The organism is Enterobacter cloacae complex sp. P2B, assembly GCF_014895985.1.
GTDB lineage: Bacteria > Pseudomonadota > Gammaproteobacteria > Enterobacterales > Enterobacteriaceae > Enterobacter > Enterobacter bugandensis.
The window spans coordinates 45,826-63,135 of the sequence record NZ_JADBQQ010000015.1 but is presented as its reverse complement, the minus strand read 5'-3'; the positions used below and the strand labels follow the sequence as shown (position 1 = coordinate 63,135).

Genomic DNA, 17,310 nt, shown 5'->3' with positions numbered 1-17,310 from the left:
GTTCCACAAAAGAGTATGTATCTATCGTTTGTTGCTTACAGAAATGTGAATCCTGACAGAAAAAAGCGACCTGAAACCGGAATTGCTTCACAGATAGCGGAATTGTTCACATTACGATATAACTAAAACAAAGAGTTAACCTCACTGCGTTAACAAAGAGGTGGAAAATGCTAGATAAGATTTGTCAGCTCGCACGGGATGCGGGAGATGCCATCATGCAGGTGTATGACGGTGTAAAACCGATGGAGGTCGTCAGCAAGGCGGACGACTCCCCGGTCACGGCGGCCGATATCGCGGCGCATAAGGTGATCCTGCAAGGTCTGCAGGCCTTAACGCCGGATATCCCCGTTCTGTCTGAAGAAGCGCCGCAAAGCTGGGACGAGCGCCAGCACTGGCAGCGCTACTGGCTGGTCGATCCGCTGGACGGGACAAAAGAGTTCATCAAGCGCAACGGTGAGTTCACCGTCAATATTGCCCTGATTGAGAAGGGTAAAGCGGTGCTCGGCGTGGTCTACGCGCCGGTAATGAAGGTGATGTACAGCGCCGCAGAAGGGAAGGCCTGGAAGGAGGAGTGCGGCGTACGCAAGCAGATCCAGGTGCGCGATGCCCGTCCACCGCTGGTGGTGATTAGCCGCTCGCACAGCGACAGCGAGCTGGAGGAATACCTGCAACAGCTGGGTGAACACCAGACCACCTCGATTGGCTCGTCGCTGAAATTCTGCCTGGTAGCGGAAGGTCAGGCGCAGCTGTATCCGCGCTTTGGGCCAACCAACGTCTGGGATACCGCGGCAGGCCATGCCGTTGCCGCGGCCGCCGGGGCGCATGTCCATGACTGGCAGGGCAAGCCGCTGGACTATACCCCGCGCGAATCATTCCTCAACCCCGGCTTCCGCGTCTCTCTTTACTGAGCCAGCAGTTTGTGCAGCAGGGCGACAACCTGCTGCACCTCTTCCTGAGTTAACGCGCCGTCTTTCACCCACTGCACGCGGCCGTCCTTATCCAGCACGACAATCGCGGAGCTCTCTTCCTCAAGCTGCCAGGCCTTACGCGTCACGCCGTTGCTGTCGACGATAAACTGCGACCACGGGTAGAGCTTTTTATTGCTCTCAAGGCTTGAGCGCACAAACATCCCGGAGCCAGGAATGGCATCATCGGTGTTCACAATCGTGGTGGTCTGGTAGCGGTCATGAGGGAATTTTGCGGCCTTGATCGCCTCCACGAGGTTGGCATTCTTCTCTTTTGCGGATGTACGACCGGCAATATGTTGTACAACTCTCACTTTGCCCGCGAGCTGCGCGCTATTCCAGGCTTTATAGCTAAACTTATCATTGTCGAGAATCAATTCTCCCCGGTCAGCAATGCCGACTGGCGGTACACGTTGTCCTTTTTCAATGCTGTGAGCGGAAGCCCACAGGGGCAGCAGCAGGCAGGCTGCCGCAAGGATGTTACGTAGGGTCATGGCGTTTCCTTATTGTTTGCAGGTGATCCGACCACTTGGTCATACGCTTTTAATCATAAGTGCGATCAATGTGGTTTTCCCGCAATCCCAGTGCCAGTTTGCGGGTGAACGCACATATCCATGAAAAAACGACGGCTTATACTGCTCTCTATCACGCTTTGCAAAGATTATTCTGAATAATTGTAATCAAACGGTAAATAAACTTATGCACACTGGGTAACACCGTAGTTCTGGTCTATAGTCATTGGGCATCAAAATTTGCGCTCAGGACAGTCGGGCCGATTGTGGCACCGCAAGAGCGTATGATTCGCAGGAGATACAAGAATGAAAATTTTCCAACGCTACAACCCGCTTCAGGTGGCGAAGTACGTGAAGATCCTGTTCCGTGGACGGTTGTACATCAAGGATGTTGGCGCTTTTGAGTTTGATAAGGGCAAGATCCTTGTCCCAAAAGTGAAGGACAAACAGCACCTGTCTGTGATGTCCGAAGTCAACCGTCAGGTTATGCGTCTGCAAACTGAGATGGCTTAACCAACGTGCTATGCAGTAGGTAGTTAAAAAGACGGCTCCCGATGGGAGCCGTTGATGTTTGTGGGGGCAGGAACGTTACGCCGACACCTTCTCTTCCGCGTCCGGCAGCTTCGGCACCAGTACGGTCGGCTTGTTGTCAATACGCGTCACCAGCAGCTGGTCGATGCGGTAGTTATCAATATCCACCACCTCAAACTTGTAGCCGGAGAACTTCACCGAGTCGGTGCGTTTCGGGATTTTACGCAGCATAAACATCATAAAGCCGCCGATGGTTTCGTAGTTACCGGACTGCGGGAACTCGTCGATATCCAGCACGCGCATGACGTCTTCAATCGGCGTACCGCCGTCGATCAGCCATGAATTATCGTCACGCTGAACAATCTGCTCTTCCAGTCCCTGGCCAACCAGGTCTCCCATCAGCGTGGTCATCACGTCGTTCAGCGTGATGATACCCACCACCAGCGCGTATTCATTCATGATCACCGCGAAGTCTTCCCCGGCGGTTTTGAAACTTTCCAGCGCTTCGGAGAGCGTCAGGGTGTCCGGCACAATCAGGGTATTGCGGATCTGCACGCCGCTGTTGAGCGCCAGGCTCTGGTTTGCCAGCACGCGGTTCAGCAGGTCTTTGGAGTCGACGTAACCGATGATGTGGTCGATATCTTCATTACAGACCAGGAACTTGGAGTGAGGATGCTGCGCCACTTTGTTCTTCAGGCTCTGCTCATCTTCATGTAAATCGAACCAGATAATGTTTTCACGGCCCGTCATGGAAGAGGGCACGGTACGGGATTCCAGTTCAAATACGTTCTCAATCAGCTCGTGTTCCTGCTTACGCAGCACCCCGGCCAGCGCGCCGGCTTCCACCACCGCATAAATGTCATCAGAGGTGATGTCGTCTTTACGCACCATTGGCAGCTTAAAGATGCGGAAAATCACGTTCGCCAGGCCGTTGAAGAACCACACCAGCGGACGAAACACGTACAGACAGAAGCGCATCGGGTTGATGATACGCAAAGCTACAGCTTCTGGCGCAATCATACCGATGCGTTTCGGGGTCAGGTCTGCAAAGAGGATGAACAGGCCGGTTACCAGCGAGAAGGAGAGAATAAAGCTCAGCTGTTCGGCAAGCTCAGCGGACATGTATTTGACAAAGAGGCTATAAAACGCTGGAGAAAAGGCCGCATCGCCCACGATACCGCCGAGAATGGCGACCGCGTTAAGGCCAATCTGCACCACGGTGAAGAACATGCCGGGGTTTTCCTGCATTTTCAGGATGCGGGTGGCATTGATGTTGCCCTCGTCGGCAAGCAGCTTCAGTTTGATTTTACGGGACGCGGCCAGCGAGATCTCAGATATCGAGAAAAATGCACTGACGGCAATAAGACAAAGTATTACTAAAATACTGTTTAACATAGTTTATCCGGCTTCTCGCCAGATCCTCAGAAGGGGAGTTGATACCATTTGTGTGAAAACACGTAGAACGTCAGCTCGTAGCGTTGAGCCGATTATTTCAGCGGTAGTATAGCGTAAAGAGATGTAAATCTGCCAGAGGTCACATTTTTGGCATAAAACAGACCGGACAGCGTGCGCTGTCCGGTACGGGTGACGATTTAACGGTTAATAATCAGGCCAGCTGTGGCGGCAGGCAGACGCCGATGCCCCCGATGCCGCAGTAGCCGTACGGGTTTTTGTGCAGATACTGCTGATGATCGTCCTCGGCATAGTAAAACGGCTTCGCGGTGGCGATTTCCGTGGTCACCTCGCGCGTATCGCCTGCTTCACGCATGGCCTGCTGGAAACGCTCAAGGCTGGCGCGCGCGGCGGCGTCCTGCTCAGGCGTGAGCGGATAAATGGCCGAGCGATACTGTGTGCCGTGGTCGTTGCCCTGACGCATGCCCTGCGCCGGGTCATGATTCTCCCAGAAGACCTGCAGGAGCTGTTCGTAGCTGATGACCGTCGGGTCATATACCACGCGGACCGCTTCCGCATGACCGGTTTCGCCGGAGCAGACTTCGCGGTAGGTTGGATTCGGCGTATAACCGCCCGTGTAGCCGGCCGCGGTGCTGTAAACGCCGGGCAACTGCCAGAAGAGGCGCTCAACGCCCCAGAAGCAGCCCATGGCGAACAGGGCGATTTCCATTCCATCAGGAACGTTGGTCATTGAATGGTTATTGACGGCGTGTAAGGTCGCCACAGGCATAGGGGTGTTGCGTCCCGGTAATGCATCAGCTTGTGAAACCAGATGCTTCTTGTCGAATAAACTCACGATGGGGCCTCCCGGGGTGCGATGTTTCGGTTAAGGTTGTCACGAAGCGTTTAATTGAACACAATAAATGCGCTGAATGAGACTAGATTTAATCATAAGAAATATTTGGGTGTTACACCCGTTTTCAACCCACGATTTGGGTTTTTGGCTTCCGGGCCGTATTTTGCCGCACGGCGGCACTTCATTTGCTTCCAGGGTGGAAAAGGGATATTCAGGAGAAAACGTGACAAAAATCCGCCAGTTATGTTTAGTCAGTGTATTGCTGACAAGCGGGGTTGCCAGCGCGGCGAATGTCCGTTTGCAGGTTGAGGGGTTATCCGGGACGCTGGAAAAAAACGTGCGTGCGCAGCTGTCGACCATCCAGAGCGATGAGGTGACGCCGGACCGGCGTTTTCGCGCGCGCGTGGATGACGCGATCCGTGAAGGGCTAAAAGCGCTGGGGTATTACGAACCCACCATTGATTTCGATCTCCGCCCGCCGCCAAAGAAGGGGCGTCAGGTGCTTATTGCCCGCGTCTCGCCGGGCGAGCCGGTGCTGATTGGCGGCACGAACGTCATCCTGCGCGGCGGCGCGCGTACCGACCGCGACTACCTGGACCTGCTCAGCACGCGGCCGAAAATCGGCACCGTGCTCAACCACGGTGACTACGACCACTTCAAAAAAGAGCTGACGAGTGTCTCCCTGCGCAAGGGCTACTTCGACAGCCAGTTCAATAAAAGCCAGCTGGGCATCGCGCTGGAGCGACGTCAGGCCTTCTGGGATATTGACTACGACAGCGGCGAACGCTACCGCTTTGGCGATGTAACGTTTGAAGGTTCGCAAATTCGTGAAGAGTATCTGCAAAACCTCGTGCCGTTTAAAAAAGGCGATTACTACCAGTCGAGCGATCTGGCGGAGCTGAACCGTCGCCTCTCCGCTACCGGCTGGTTTAACTCCGTGGTTGTCGCACCGGAATTTGATAAGTCTCGCAAAACCAAGGTGTTGCCGCTGCATGGCGTTGTCTCGCCGCGCACCGAGAACACCATTGAGACCGGTGTTGGCTACTCGACAGACGTCGGTCCGCGCGTGAAGACCTCCTGGAAAAAGCCGTGGATGAACTCCTACGGCCACAGCCTGACCACCAGCGCCAGCATTTCCGCACCGGAACAGCAGCTTGATTTCAGCTATAAAATTCCGCTGCTGAAAAACCCGCTTGAGCAATATTACCTGGTGCAGGGCGGCTTTAAGCGTACCGATTTGAACGATACCGAGCAGGACTCGACAACGCTTGCGGTTTCACGCTTCTGGGATCTCTCCAGCGGCTGGCAGCGCGCCATTAACCTGCGCTGGAGCCTTGATCACTTTACCCAGGCAAACGTCACCAACACTACTATGCTGCTTTATCCGGGCGTGATGATCAGCCGCACCCGTTCGCGCGGCGGCCTGATGCCAACCTGGGGTGATTCACAGCGTTACTCTATCGACTACTCCAATACGATGTGGGGCTCTGACGTCGACTTCACGGTGGTGCAGGCGCAAAACGTCTGGATCCGCACGCTGTATGACAAACACCGCTTTGTGATGCGCGGCAATCTCGGCTGGATTGAGACGGGTGATTTCGAGCGCGTTCCGCCGGACCTGCGCTTCTTCGCCGGGGGCGACCGCAGCATTCGCGGGTATAAGTACAAATCGATCTCACCTGAAAACGAAAAAGGCCAGCTGACCGGGGCATCCAAACTGGCGACCGGATCGCTGGAGTATCAGTACAACGTCAGCGGCAAGTGGTGGGGCGCCATGTTTATCGACGGTGGTGAAGCGGTGAACGATATCCGCCGCAGCGATTTCAAAACCGGCGCGGGCGTCGGCGTGCGCTGGCAGTCACCCGTCGGGCCCATCAAGCTCGATTTCGCCGTGCCGGTGGGCGACAAAGATGAACACGGATTACAGTTTTACATCGGTCTGGGGCCTGAATTATGAGTTTATGGAAGAAAATAAGCCTCGGGGTGCTGATCTTTATCGTGCTGCTGCTCGGTACGGTGGCGTTTCTGGTAGGAACAACGACCGGGCTGCATCTGCTGTTTAACGCCGCGAACCGGTGGGTGCCGGGGCTGGAAATTGGTCAGGTAACGGGCGGCTGGCGCGACCTGCATCTGAAGAACATCCGCTACGAGCAGCCGGGCGTGGCGGTCAACGCCGGGGAATTCCATCTCGCGGTGAAGCTGGGCTGCCTGCGGGACAGCAAGCTCTGCGTGAACGATCTGTCGCTAAAAGACGTCAACGTGGCGATAGACTCAAAGAAAATGCCGAAGTCTGCGCCGGTTGAGGAAGAGGACAGCGGCCCGCTGAATCTCTCCACGCCGTACCCGATTGCGCTCTATCGGGTGGCGCTCGATAACGTCAATATCAAAATCGACGACACCACCGTTTCGGTGATGGATTTCACCTCCGGCCTGCGCTGGCAGGAGAAAAACCTCACCCTGACGCCAACCTCGCTGCAAGGGTTGCTGATCGCGCTGCCGAAAGTGGCGGACGTGGCGCAGGAAGAGATCGTCGAACCGAAGATCCAGAACCCGCAGCCGGAAGAGAAGCCGCTGGGCGAAACGCTGAAAGAACTCTTCTCGAAGCCTGTCCTGCCTGAAATGACCGACGTGCATCTGCCGCTGAACCTCAACATTGAGGAGTTCAAAGGCGAACAGCTGCGCCTGACCGGCGACACCGATCTGACGGTCTTTAACATGCTGCTGAAAGTCAGCAGTATTGACGGCAACATGAAGCTCGACGCGCTGGATATCGATACCAACCAGGGCTCGGTGAACGCGTCAGGCAACGCCCTGCTGCGCGACAGCTGGCCGGTGGATATCACCCTCAATAGCGCCCTGAATATCGACCCGCTGAAGGGCGAAAAAGTGAAGGTTAAAGTGGGCGGGGCGCTGCGCGAGAAGCTGGATATCGGGGTGAATCTCTCCGGCCCGGTAGACATGGCCCTGCGCGCGCAAACCCAGCTGGCGGAAGCCGGGCTGCCGCTCAATCTGGAGGTTGTCAGCAAGCAGCTTTACTGGCCGTTTACCGGCGAAAAACAGTATCAGGCCGACGATCTGAAGCTGAAGCTGAGCGGCAAGATGACCGATTACACGCTCTCGTTCCGCACTGCGGTGAAGGGGCAGGGCGTGCCGCCCGCGACCATCACGCTGGATGCAAAAGGCAACGAACAGCAGGTTAACCTCGACAAGCTGACCGTCGCGGCGCTGGAAGGCAAAACGGAACTGACCGCGCTGCTCGACTGGCAGCAGGCGATCAGCTGGCGCGGCGAGCTAAAGCTGACGGGAATTAACACCGCCAAAGAGGTGCCGGACTGGCCGTCGAAGCTGGACGGGCTGATCAAAACCCGCGGCAGCCTCTACGGCGGCACGTGGCAGATGGACGTGCCGGAAATCAAGCTCACCGGGAACGTGAAGCAGAACAAGGTGAACGTTGAAGGCTCGGTGAAGGGCAACAGCTACCTGCAGTGGATTATCCCGGGACTGCACGTGGCGCTGGGCCGCAACACGGCGGATATCAAAGGCGAGCTGGGGGTAAAAGATCTCAATCTTGACGCCACTATCGACGCGCCAAATCTGGATAACGCCCTGCCGGGTCTGGGCGGTACGGCGAAAGGACTCCTGAAAGTGCGCGGCACCGTGGACGCGCCGCAGCTGCTGGCAGATATCACCGCCAACAATCTGCGCTGGCAGGAGCTGAGCGTTGCCCGCGTCCGCGTGGAAGGGGATGTGAAATCCACCGATCAGATCGGCGGCAACCTGAACCTGCGCGTGGAGCGCATTTCCCAGCCGGACGTGAACATCAGCCTGGTGACTCTGGACGCCAAAGGGAACGAGAAGCAGCACGACCTCCAGCTGCGCGTGCAGGGCGAGCCCGTCTCCGGCCAGCTTCACCTGACCGGCAGCTTTGACCGGAAGGAAACGCGCTGGAAAGGAACGCTGGACAACACCCGCTTCAACACCCCGGTGGGGCCGCTGGCGCTCTCGCGCTCCATTGCGCTGGACTACCGCAACGCCGAGCAGAAGATCAGCATCGGGCCTCACTGCTGGACCAACCCGAACGCGGAGCTGTGCGTGCCGCAGACCATTGATGCGGGGGCGGAAGGGCGCGCGCAGATCAACCTGAACCGCTTCGATCTGGCGATGCTGAAACCGTTTATGCCGGACACCACGCAGGCCAGCGGCGTCTTCAGCGGGAAAGCCGATGTCGCCTGGGATACCACCAAAGAGGGGCTGCCGCAGGGCAGCGTCACGCTTTCCGGGCGCAACGTGAAGGTAACGCAGGAGGTGAACGACGCGCCGCTGCCGGTGGCCTTCGACACCCTGAATGTGAGTGCAGACCTGCATAATAACCGTGCGGAGCTGGGGTGGCTTATCCGTCTGACCAACAACGGCCAGATGGACGGGCAGATACAGATTACCGATCCGCAGGGGCGGCGCAATCTGGGCGGCAACGTCAATATTCGTAACTTCAACCTGGCGATGGTCAACCCGATCTTCGCCCGCGGGGAAAAAGCCGAGGGCATGGTGAATGCCAACCTGCGCCTGGCGGGCAACGCGCAAAGCCCCCAGCTGTTCGGTCAGCTGCGGCTCAGCGGTGTGGATATCGACGGTAACTTTATGCCGTTTGATATGCAGCCCAGCCAGATTGCGATGAACTTCAACGGCATGAGCTCGACGCTGAACGGCTCGGTATTAACTCAGCAGGGGCAAATCAACCTGAGCGGCGACGCGGACTGGAGCCAGCTCGACAACTGGCGCGCCCGTATTGCCGCGAAAGGCAGTAAGGTGCGCATCACCGTACCGCCAATGGTGCGCCTGGACGTCTCGCCGGACGTGGTCTTTGAGGCGACGCCAAGCCTCTTCACCCTGGATGGTCGCGTGGACGTGCCGTGGGCGCGCATCGTGGTTCACGAGGTGCCGGAAAGCGCGGTCGGCGTCTCCAGTGATGAAGTTATGCTCAATGAAAATCTGAAACCTGCCGAAGAGAAGAGCGCTGGTATACCGATTAATAGTAACCTTATCGTGCACGTGGGAAATAACGTGCGGTTGGATGCGTTTGGGCTGAAGGCGAGGCTCACGGGCGACCTGAAAGTGGCGCAGGATAAACAAGGGCTTGGCCTCAACGGGCAGATCAATATTCCTGAAGGGCGTTTCCATGCCTATGGTCAGGATCTGATTGTCCGTAAAGGCGAGCTGCTGTTCTCCGGCCCACCGGATCAACCGCTGTTGAACATCGAAGCGATTCGTAACCCGGAAGCGACGGAAAACGACGTCATTGCTGGCGTACGCGTCACCGGCTCTGCCGACGAACCGAAGGCGGAGATCTTCTCCGACCCGGCGATGTCACAGCAGGAAGCCCTCTCTTATCTGCTGCGCGGACAAGGTCTGGACAGCGGACAAAGCGACAGTGCGGCGATGACCTCAATGTTGGTCGGACTGGGGGTTGCACAAAGTGGGCAGGTTGTGGGTAAAATCGGCGAGACGTTCGGCGTAAGCAATCTGGCGCTGGACACCCAGGGCGTGGGTGACTCCTCGCAGGTGGTGGTCAGCGGCTATGTACTGCCGGGTCTGCAGGTAAAATATGGTGTGGGGATCTTTGACTCACTGGCAACACTCACGTTACGCTATCGCCTGATGCCTAAGCTATATCTGGAAGCAGTGTCCGGCGTAGACCAGGCACTTGATCTGCTCTATCAGTTTGAGTTTTAGCAATGCGAATATTTGTCTACGGCAGTTTACGAACCAGGCAAGGCAACAGTCACTGGATGACCAATGCCCAGCTACTGGGGAATTACAATATCGAGAACTACCAGTTGTACAGCCTGGGCCACTATCCAGGCGCGGTTCCCGGCGAAGGAACAGTACAGGGTGAAGTTTATCGTATTGATAATGCTACACTTGCCGAACTTGATGCCTTGCGCACCAGGGGCGGTGAATACGCTCGCCAGTTGATCCAGACACCGTACGGAAGCGCGTGGATGTATGTCTACCAGCGTCCGGTCGACGGGTTAACGCGGATTGTAAGCGGTAACTGGTTAGACAGAGACCAGTACTGAAAAACGACAACGCCACCGTGAGGTGGCGTTGTTTTTTTCACTTTCAATTCTCTTCTGTATCCCTGCGTCGGGTTAAAAAAAGAGGAACGAACAGCATGATGTATGGGGCAATAAGCCATAAAAAACACAAGGCGCGTGAACGGCCATAGTAGTTTATGCATCGCGTATTGCTTGATATGACGGGCAGGAAAAACAGTAAAAACAGCAAAATCGCATAATCGCTTCGATAAGGGATCCATAAGTAAAACAAAAACCAGGCAAGTTGGAATGTCAGGATGCAGAGATACTGCCATTTGCTGTCTTTGCCGTAACAGTCAAACGCCTTTATGTAGCCCATCTTTATGCTTTGAAGAAAGAAACTTAGCATGTATAACGCTCACGATCGCGACGGTCAGAAGCGTGCTCGTCAGCAACGCTCCTAAAAAATAGCTGTGGGTGATATCAGTAGCACCCGAGCTTAAAGTATGTAATTTACTATATCCTCTATCTACTGCAACAAAAAGCGTATATAGCCCGATGTTAATACAGAACTGAAGCAGACAAGAAGTGACAATATTCGCTGGAATTCTTTTTAACAGAGTGAGTAACGTATAAATAATACTTGCTGAAAGAGCGAAGTAAAGCCCGTTAAATAAACTGGATAGTAAGGAGTTGTTTATTTCGCTGAATATTAAATTATCGCTTCCATAGTACCATGCCAGATATTGAATATACGTACTTCTGCCAAAGATAAAGGAGGCAATAATAATGACGAGTAGACTTACGATATGGATTTTCTTACTCATAATTTTGCTCCCTTAGAAAGCAGTTCCTTCATCGTTTTACTGGCCTCCAGCTGATCTTTGATTATGGCAAGGTCACGATTGTTGTGATTATATTTTGCAATAGCGGTTGGCGTTCCTTTACCACCATTGTCCATAAAGAAGACAATATCCTTACGACCATAAAGAAGGACCTGTGGGATGGGATCACGCCCATAGCTCACCGCCTGAGGAAGGGAGTGAATAGACGCTGTCGTGAGGAAGCGAGGAATATTTTCATGCTCAATATTGCCTAAAGGTGTAGTGGCTACAAGAGAGCCGATAAAATCAGTCGTATACACTAACGTATCTGTATCTTTGGTCGTTACTTTCGAGCCCGTAAGATATTTTATCTGTTGCCAAAGTGTAATATCTTTTGGGGTAACCTTAACACCATCCATAAACATATCTTGCTTGCGTTTTAGCTGAATGACAGTGCGGTGTACCTGTGTCAAAGAGGGGCTGATTTCCCCAACGGAAGGCATAAGTCCATCGCGGGAATATAGCCTTTCAATAATAAAGTAAATTCCAGTTGGGCGGGCAACATCAATGTTAATGGATGACATATGAATCCTGTAATCAATGGGGATTAATGCCCATTATGACAGTATGTGATTAATTGACAGCCTATTCAACCACTCCCACCATAAATGAGAGGGTGTCTTTGTTGTATTAACATGAAAGCCAAAGGGAATGGGATTTATCTTAAAAGCTAATGTATGCTGCTTTTAACAAAGATAAAAAAAGCCCCAGTATGCGGGGCTTTCATCAATCGACAGTAAGAATTACTTCTTAGCAGCGCGTTCGAAAGAGGCGATGATTTCTGCTTTCGCCGCTTCTGCGTTGTCCCAGCCGTCAACCTTAACCCATTTACCTTTTTCGAGGTCTTTGTAGTGCTCGAAGAAGTGGGCGATCTGCGCTTTCAGCAGCTCTGGCAGGTCATTCACATCTTTAATGTGATCGTACTCTTTGCTCAGCTTGGTGTGCGGTACCGCAACCAGCTTCGCATCTTCACCCGCTTCGTCAGTCATCTTCAGCACGCCAACAGGACGGCAGCGAATGACGGAGCCTGGCTGCAGTGGGTATGGCGTTGGAACCAGCACGTCAACCGGGTCACCGTCCAGAGACAGGGTGTGGTTGATGTAGCCGTAGTTGCACGGATAGAACATGGCGGTAGACATGAAACGGTCAACGAACAGCGCACCGGTGTCTTTGTCGATTTCGTATTTGATTGGATCTGCGTTGGCCGGGATTTCAATAACAACGTAGATGTCTTCTGGCAGTTCTTTACCCGCTGGGACGTTGAGTAAGCTCATGTCGGTGTCCTTTAAAATGGATGGTAAACAAGTGGCAGGTATTATAGCCAACTCACGCTGAATGTCTCCGCCTCTTTTCGCTTTCTCTCCCCGCAAGTCCCACTTTTCAGACCGTTTCCATGACAGGAAAATCCATAAACTCAGCCACATTTTTAATGGTGAAATGAAAGCGATTACAAACTTGTGATTAACATTTTATTCACTTTCCTGAAGTGTGATGTAACGCAATTCGTTACATATTTCATTGGCTATAGTCATTTCGCAGAACATCTTTTAACCAACAATAAACACCCCTACGAGGACGTTCATATGTGGAAGCGCTTACTTCTTGTCACAGCAGTTTCGGCAGCCATGTCGTCTATGGCGATGGCCGCTCCCTTAACCGTAGGTTTTTCGCAAGTTGGCTCTGAATCCGGCTGGCGTGCGGCGGAAACCAACGTTGCGAAAAGCGAGGCTCAGAAACGCGGCATCACCCTGAAAATCGCCGATGGTCAGCAAAAGCAGGAAAACCAGATCAAAGCCGTGCGCTCGTTTATCGCCCAGGGCGTGGATGCCATCTTTATTGCGCCAGTGGTGGCGACAGGCTGGGAACCGGTTCTGAAGGAAGCGAAAGACGCTGAAATTCCGGTCTTCCTGCTCGACCGTTCCATCGATGTTAAAGACAAATCTCTCTATATGACCACCGTCACCGCGAATAACGTGCTTGAAGGGCAGTTAATTGGCGACTGGCTGATTAAACAGGTCGACGGCAAGCCGTGTAACGTCGTTGAACTGCAGGGCACCGTCGGCGCGAGCGTGGCCATCGACCGTAAGAAAGGCTTTGCTGAGGCCATTGCCAAAGCGCCAAACATCAAGATTATCCGCTCCCAGTCCGGGGACTTTACCCGCAGTAAGGGTAAAGAGGTCATGGAGAGCTTTATCAAGGCTGAAAACAACGGCAAGAATATCTGCATGGTTTACGCCCACAACGATGACATGGCGATCGGGGCGATTCAGGCGATTAAAGAAGCGGGCCTGAAGCCGGGCAAAGATATCCTCACCGGCTCTATCGACGGCGTGCCGGACATCTACAAAGCGATGATCGACGGTGAAGCCAATGCCAGCGTCGAGCTGACGCCGAACATGGCGGGCCCGGCATTCGACGCGCTGGAGAAATTCAAGAAAGACGGCACGATGCCTGAGAAGGTGACCGTCACCAAGTCCACGCTCTACCTGCCTGATACAGCGAAAGAAGAGTTAGAGAAGAAGAAAAATATGGGCTACTGATCCAGTGAAATTGCCGGGTGGCGCTGCGCTTACCCGGCCTACGGGAACGTGCCGGGGACGTGAATATGAAAACTGAACAGCACCAGGAAATCCTCCGCACAGAGGGCTTGAGTAAATTCTTCCCCGGCGTAAAGGCGCTGGATAGCGTTGATTTCAGCCTGCGGCGCGGTGAGATCATGGCGCTGCTGGGCGAGAACGGCGCGGGAAAATCGACGCTGATTAAATCGCTGACCGGCGTTTATCACGCCGATCGCGGCACCATCTGGCTGGAAGGCAACGCTATTTCGCCAAAAAATACCGCCCACGCCCAGCAGCTGGGGATCGGGACGGTTTACCAGGAAGTGAACCTGCTGCCGAATATGTCGGTGGCGGACAACCTGTTTATTGGCCGCGAGCCACGCCGCTTTGGCCTGCTGCGCCGCAAAGAGATGGAGGCGCACGCCACGAAGCTGATGGAGTCCTACGGCTTCTCCCTCGACGTTCGCGAGCCGCTGAACCGCTTTTCCGTGGCGATGCAGCAGATCGTCGCCATCTGTCGTGCGATCGATCTCTCTGCGAAGGTGCTGATCCTCGATGAACCTACCGCCAGCCTCGATACCCAGGAAGTGGAGATGCTCTTCACCCTGATGCGCCAGCTGCGCGATCAGGGCGTGAGCCTGATCTTCGTCACGCACTTCCTCGATCAGGTGTATGAGGTGAGCGACCGCATTACGGTGCTGCGCAACGGCAGCTTTGTCGGCTGCCGCGAAACCCGCGAGCTGCCGCAGATCGAGCTGGTGAAAATGATGCTGGGCCGCGAGCTGGAAACCAACGCGCTCCAGCGTGCGGGCCGTACGCTGCTGAGCGAAAAACCGGTTGCCGCGTTCAGCGATTACGGCAAGAAAGGCGTGATATCGCCGTTTAACCTTGAGGTGCGTCCCGGCGAAATTGTCGGGCTGGCGGGCCTGCTGGGCTCGGGCCGAACCGAAACCGCCGAGGTGATCTTCGGGATCAAGCCTGCCGACAGCGGCACCGCGCTGATCAAGGGCAAACCGCAAACCCTGCGATCGCCGCATCAGGCCTCCTGTCTGGGCTTTGGCTTCTGCCCGGAAGACCGGAAAACGGACGGCATCATTGCCGCCGCCTCGGTGCGGGAAAATATCATCCTGGCCCTGCAGGCCCAGCGCGGCTGGCTGCGCCCGATCCCCCGTAAAGAGCAAAACGCCATCGCCGAGCGCTTTATCCGCCAGCTCGGCATCCGCACCCCGAGCGCGGAACAGCCGATTGAATTTCTCTCCGGCGGTAACCAGCAGAAGGTGCTGCTCTCCCGCTGGCTGCTGACCAAACCGCAGTTCCTGATCCTTGACGAGCCGACGCGCGGTATCGACGTGGGCGCGCACGCCGAAATTATCCGGCTTATCGAAACGCTCTGTGCGGACGGGCTGGCCCTGCTGGTTATCTCATCCGAGCTGGAGGAGCTGGTGGGCTATGCCGATCGCGTCATCATCATGCGCGATCGCAAACAGGTGGCAGAGATCCCGCTGGATAAACTGTCCGTTCCGGCAATCATGAATGCCATCGCGGCGTAAGGAGTGAATCGTGATGTCCCGTTCGCTTTCGCAAACCGGTGAGTCAAAGCGCCGCTTTAGCTGGCCAACCGGCACGCCGCAAATTGCAGCGCTGCTGGTGGTGCTGCTGGTAGATAGCCTTGTCGCACCGCATTTCTTCCAGATTATTGTTCAGGATGGCCGCCTGTTTGGCAGCCCGATCGATATTTTAAACCGCGCCGCGCCCGTGGCGCTGCTGGCGATTGGGATGACGCTGGTGATCGCCACCGGCGGAATAGATCTCTCCGTCGGCGCGGTGATGGCTATCGCCGGGGCCACGGCAGCCTCAATGACCGTGGCCGGTCACAGCCTGCCGGTGGTACTGCTGGCGGCCTTAGGCACCGGCGTGCTGGCCGGACTATGGAACGGCATTCTGGTGGCGGTGCTGAAAATTCAGCCCTTTGTCGCTACGCTGATCCTGATGGTGGCCGGGCGCGGGGTCGCACAGCTGATCACCTCGGGGCAGATTGTTACCTTCAACTCTCCGAGCCTGGCATGGCTTGGCAGCGGCAACCTTCTGTTCTTCCCGACGCCGGTGATTATTGCCCTGGTCACGCTTATTGTCTTTTGGCTCTTCACCCGCAAAACGGCGCTCGGCATGTTTATTGAGGCGGTGGGGATCAACATTCGCGCCGCGCGCAACGCCGGGGTCAACACCCGCCTGATGGTGATGCTGACCTACGTGCTGAGCGGCGTCTGCGCCGCCATTGCTGGTGTCATCGTCGCCGCCGATATTCGCGGGGCCGATGCCAATAACGCCGGGCTCTGGCTGGAGCTGGATGCGATCCTCGCGGTGGTGATCGGCGGCGGGTCGCTGATGGGCGGGCGCTTTAACCTGCTGCTCTCGGTGATCGGCGCGCTGATCATTCAGGGCATGAACACCGGGATCCTGCTCTCGGGATTCCAGCCGGAACTCAACCAGGTGGTAAAAGCGGTAGTTGTACTCTGCGTGCTGATCGTCCAGTCGCCGCGCTTTGTCAGCATCATTAAGGGGATCCGTGGCCATGATAAAACGTAATTTACCGTTAATGATCACGCTGGGCGTGTTTGTGCTGGGGTATCTCTACTGCCTCACGCAGTTCCCCGGTTTTGCCTCAACGCGCGTGATCTGCAACATTCTGACGGACAACGCCTTTTTAGGCATTATCGCCGTCGGCATGACCTTTGTGATCCTCTCCGGCGGGATCGATCTCTCCGTTGGCTCGGTGATCGCGTTCACGGGGGTATTCCTCGCGAAGGCGATCGGTTTCTGGGGCATCTCGCCGCTGGTGGCGTTTCCGCTGGTGCTGGTGATGGGCTGCGCGTTTGGCGCCTTTATGGGGCTGCTGATCGACGCGCTGAAAATTCCGGCCTTTATCATCACGCTGGCCGGGATGTTTTTCCTGCGCGGCGTAAGTTATCTGGTTTCTGAGGAGTCGATTCCGATTAACCATCCGGTGTATGACACGCTCTCCAGCCTGGCGTGGAAAATTCCCGGCGGCGGTCGCCTGAGCGCGATGGGGCTGCTGATGCTGGGCGTGGTGGTGATTGGCATTTTCCTCGCCCACCGCACCCGGTTCGGCAATCAGGTATACGCCATTGGCGGCAACGCCACGTCGGCCAACCTGATGGGGATCTCGACCCGCAGCACCACCATCCGCATCTATATGCTTTCGACCGGCCTGGCAACGCTGGCGGGGATTGTTTTCTCGGTGTATACCCAGGCGGGCTATGCCCTTGCAGGCGTCGGCGTGGAACTGGATGCGATTGCTTCTGTGGTTATCGGCGGCACGCTGCTCAGCGGCGGGGTAGGGACGGTGCTGGGGACGCTGTTCGGCGTCGCGATCCAGGGCCTGATACAAACCTACATTAACTTTGACGGCACGCTCAGCTCGTGGTGGACGAAGATCGCCATTGGCATTCTGCTGTTTATTTTTATTGCCCTGCAGCGGGGGCTGACGGTGCTCTGGGAGAACCGTCAAAGCTCGCCTGTTACGCGCGTAAACACATCGGTAACAGAGCGATAACAC

Annotated in this window: 15 protein-coding genes; 9 read left to right on the top strand and 6 right to left on the bottom strand. The window is 55.5% G+C overall.

The features are described from left to right. Window positions 1-167: 167 nt before the first annotated feature. Window positions 168-908 (top strand): 3'(2'),5'-bisphosphate nucleotidase CysQ, encoded by a 741-nt coding sequence (cysQ, locus tag IM313_RS14145; RefSeq protein ID WP_028015281.1) that lies wholly within the window; start codon window positions 168-170, stop codon window positions 906-908. On the opposite strand, the gene IM313_RS14140 is transcribed toward cysQ, so the two are convergent. After that, the gene (locus IM313_RS14140; RefSeq protein ID WP_063154911.1) at window positions 902-1,459 is read right to left on the bottom strand and encodes a YtfJ family protein; all 558 of its coding nucleotides are present in this window, start codon (window positions 1,457-1,459) and stop codon (window positions 902-904) included. The genes cysQ and IM313_RS14140 overlap by 7 nt on opposite strands. A 324-nt stretch (window positions 1,460-1,783) precedes the next feature. Between IM313_RS14140 and IM313_RS14135 the strand changes: the two genes are divergently transcribed. Then, window positions 1,784-1,990, top strand: a complete 207-nt coding sequence (locus tag IM313_RS14135; protein WP_008501430.1) for a DUF1107 domain-containing protein — start codon at window positions 1,784-1,786, stop codon at window positions 1,988-1,990. Between the two features lie 75 nt (window positions 1,991-2,065). Here the strand turns inward: IM313_RS14135 and IM313_RS14130 are convergent, their stop codons facing one another. Together IM313_RS14130 and msrA are read right to left on the bottom strand one after the other, a co-directional pair. Beyond that, complete coding sequence (locus IM313_RS14130; RefSeq protein WP_028015283.1) at window positions 2,066-3,403, bottom strand: hemolysin family protein; 1,338 nt, start codon at window positions 3,401-3,403, stop codon at window positions 2,066-2,068. Window positions 3,404-3,614: 211 nt separating this feature from the next. After that, complete coding sequence (gene msrA, locus IM313_RS14125; RefSeq protein WP_028015284.1) at window positions 3,615-4,256, bottom strand: peptide-methionine (S)-S-oxide reductase MsrA; 642 nt, start codon at window positions 4,254-4,256, stop codon at window positions 3,615-3,617. A 223-nt stretch (window positions 4,257-4,479) separates the two neighbouring features. On the opposite strand from msrA, the gene tamA reads away from it, so the two are divergent. From tamA to IM313_RS14110, 3 genes are read left to right on the top strand one after another with little or no spacing between them, the layout of a single operon-like run. Continuing rightward, window positions 4,480-6,213: an autotransporter assembly complex protein TamA gene (tamA, locus tag IM313_RS14120; RefSeq protein ID WP_047366992.1), complete on the top strand. Its 1,734-nt coding sequence runs from the start codon at window positions 4,480-4,482 to the stop codon at window positions 6,211-6,213. Next, window positions 6,210-9,986, top strand: coding sequence for an autotransporter assembly complex protein TamB (tamB, locus tag IM313_RS14115; protein ID WP_136431075.1), 3,777 nt, complete (start codon window positions 6,210-6,212; stop codon window positions 9,984-9,986). The genes tamA and tamB overlap by 4 nt, the downstream gene beginning before the upstream one ends. Before the next feature lie 2 nt (window positions 9,987-9,988). Then, the gene (locus IM313_RS14110) at window positions 9,989-10,333 is read left to right on the top strand and encodes a gamma-glutamylcyclotransferase (protein ID WP_008501424.1); all 345 of its coding nucleotides are present in this window, start codon (window positions 9,989-9,991) and stop codon (window positions 10,331-10,333) included. A 314-nt stretch (window positions 10,334-10,647) separates the two neighbouring features. On the opposite strand, the gene IM313_RS14105 is transcribed toward IM313_RS14110, so the two are convergent. From IM313_RS14105 to ppa, 3 genes are all read right to left on the bottom strand, one after another. After that, window positions 10,648-11,118: a hypothetical protein gene (locus IM313_RS14105; RefSeq protein WP_045259620.1), complete on the bottom strand. Its 471-nt coding sequence runs from the start codon at window positions 11,116-11,118 to the stop codon at window positions 10,648-10,650. Further along, window positions 11,115-11,699 carry a hypothetical protein gene (locus tag IM313_RS14100; RefSeq protein ID WP_192972019.1) on the bottom strand — a complete coding sequence of 195 codons (585 nt, stop codon included), beginning with the start codon at window positions 11,697-11,699 and terminating at the stop codon, window positions 11,115-11,117. Before IM313_RS14100 ends, IM313_RS14105 begins: the two co-directional genes overlap by 4 nt. Window positions 11,700-11,918: 219 nt before the next feature. Then, window positions 11,919-12,449, bottom strand: a complete 531-nt coding sequence (gene ppa, locus IM313_RS14095; RefSeq protein ID WP_041911466.1) for an inorganic diphosphatase — start codon at window positions 12,447-12,449, stop codon at window positions 11,919-11,921. Window positions 12,450-12,758: 309 nt separating this feature from the next. On the opposite strand from ppa, the gene ytfQ reads away from it, so the two are divergent. The 4 genes from ytfQ to yjfF all read left to right on the top strand — a co-directional run bounded on the left by ytfQ (window position 12,759) and on the right by yjfF (window position 17,307). Continuing rightward, window positions 12,759-13,715: a galactofuranose ABC transporter substrate-binding protein YtfQ gene (gene ytfQ, locus IM313_RS14090; protein WP_021240696.1), complete on the top strand. Its 957-nt coding sequence runs from the start codon at window positions 12,759-12,761 to the stop codon at window positions 13,713-13,715. A gap of 65 nt (window positions 13,716-13,780) precedes the next feature. Continuing rightward, window positions 13,781-15,283, top strand: coding sequence for a galactofuranose ABC transporter, ATP-binding protein YtfR (gene ytfR / locus IM313_RS14085; RefSeq protein ID WP_192972020.1), 1,503 nt, complete (start codon window positions 13,781-13,783; stop codon window positions 15,281-15,283). Between the two features lie 10 nt (window positions 15,284-15,293). Next, window positions 15,294-16,319 (top strand): galactofuranose ABC transporter, ATP-binding protein YtfT, encoded by a 1,026-nt coding sequence (gene ytfT, locus IM313_RS14080; protein WP_162268710.1) that lies wholly within the window; start codon window positions 15,294-15,296, stop codon window positions 16,317-16,319. After that, window positions 16,306-17,307 (top strand): galactofuranose ABC transporter, permease protein YjfF, encoded by a 1,002-nt coding sequence (gene yjfF / locus IM313_RS14075; protein WP_021240694.1) that lies wholly within the window; start codon window positions 16,306-16,308, stop codon window positions 17,305-17,307. Before ytfT ends, yjfF begins: the two co-directional genes overlap by 14 nt. Window positions 17,308-17,310 lie beyond the last annotated feature (3 nt).

What these genes read in the sequence shown, in the direction of transcription:
- cysQ (WP_028015281.1), top strand. Translation starts at nt 168, where the DNA reads ATGCTAGATAAGATTTGTCAGCTCGCACGGGATGCGGGAGATGCCATC.
- IM313_RS14140 (WP_063154911.1), bottom strand. Translation starts at nt 1,459, where the DNA reads ATGACCCTACGTAACATCCTTGCGGCAGCCTGCCTGCTGCTGCCCCTG.
- IM313_RS14135 (WP_008501430.1), top strand. Translation starts at nt 1,784, where the DNA reads ATGAAAATTTTCCAACGCTACAACCCGCTTCAGGTGGCGAAGTACGTG.
- IM313_RS14130 (WP_028015283.1), bottom strand. Translation starts at nt 3,403, where the DNA reads ATGTTAAACAGTATTTTAGTAATACTTTGTCTTATTGCCGTCAGTGCA.
- tamB (WP_136431075.1), top strand. Translation starts at nt 6,210, where the DNA reads ATGAGTTTATGGAAGAAAATAAGCCTCGGGGTGCTGATCTTTATCGTG.
- IM313_RS14110 (WP_008501424.1), top strand. Translation starts at nt 9,989, where the DNA reads ATGCGAATATTTGTCTACGGCAGTTTACGAACCAGGCAAGGCAACAGT.
- IM313_RS14105 (WP_045259620.1), bottom strand. Translation starts at nt 11,118, where the DNA reads ATGAGTAAGAAAATCCATATCGTAAGTCTACTCGTCATTATTATTGCC.
- IM313_RS14100 (WP_192972019.1), bottom strand. Translation starts at nt 11,699, where the DNA reads ATGTCATCCATTAACATTGATGTTGCCCGCCCAACTGGAATTTACTTT.
- ppa (WP_041911466.1), bottom strand. Translation starts at nt 12,449, where the DNA reads ATGAGCTTACTCAACGTCCCAGCGGGTAAAGAACTGCCAGAAGACATC.
- ytfQ (WP_021240696.1), top strand. Translation starts at nt 12,759, where the DNA reads ATGTGGAAGCGCTTACTTCTTGTCACAGCAGTTTCGGCAGCCATGTCG.
- ytfR (WP_192972020.1), top strand. Translation starts at nt 13,781, where the DNA reads ATGAAAACTGAACAGCACCAGGAAATCCTCCGCACAGAGGGCTTGAGT.
- yjfF (WP_021240694.1), top strand. Translation starts at nt 16,306, where the DNA reads ATGATAAAACGTAATTTACCGTTAATGATCACGCTGGGCGTGTTTGTG.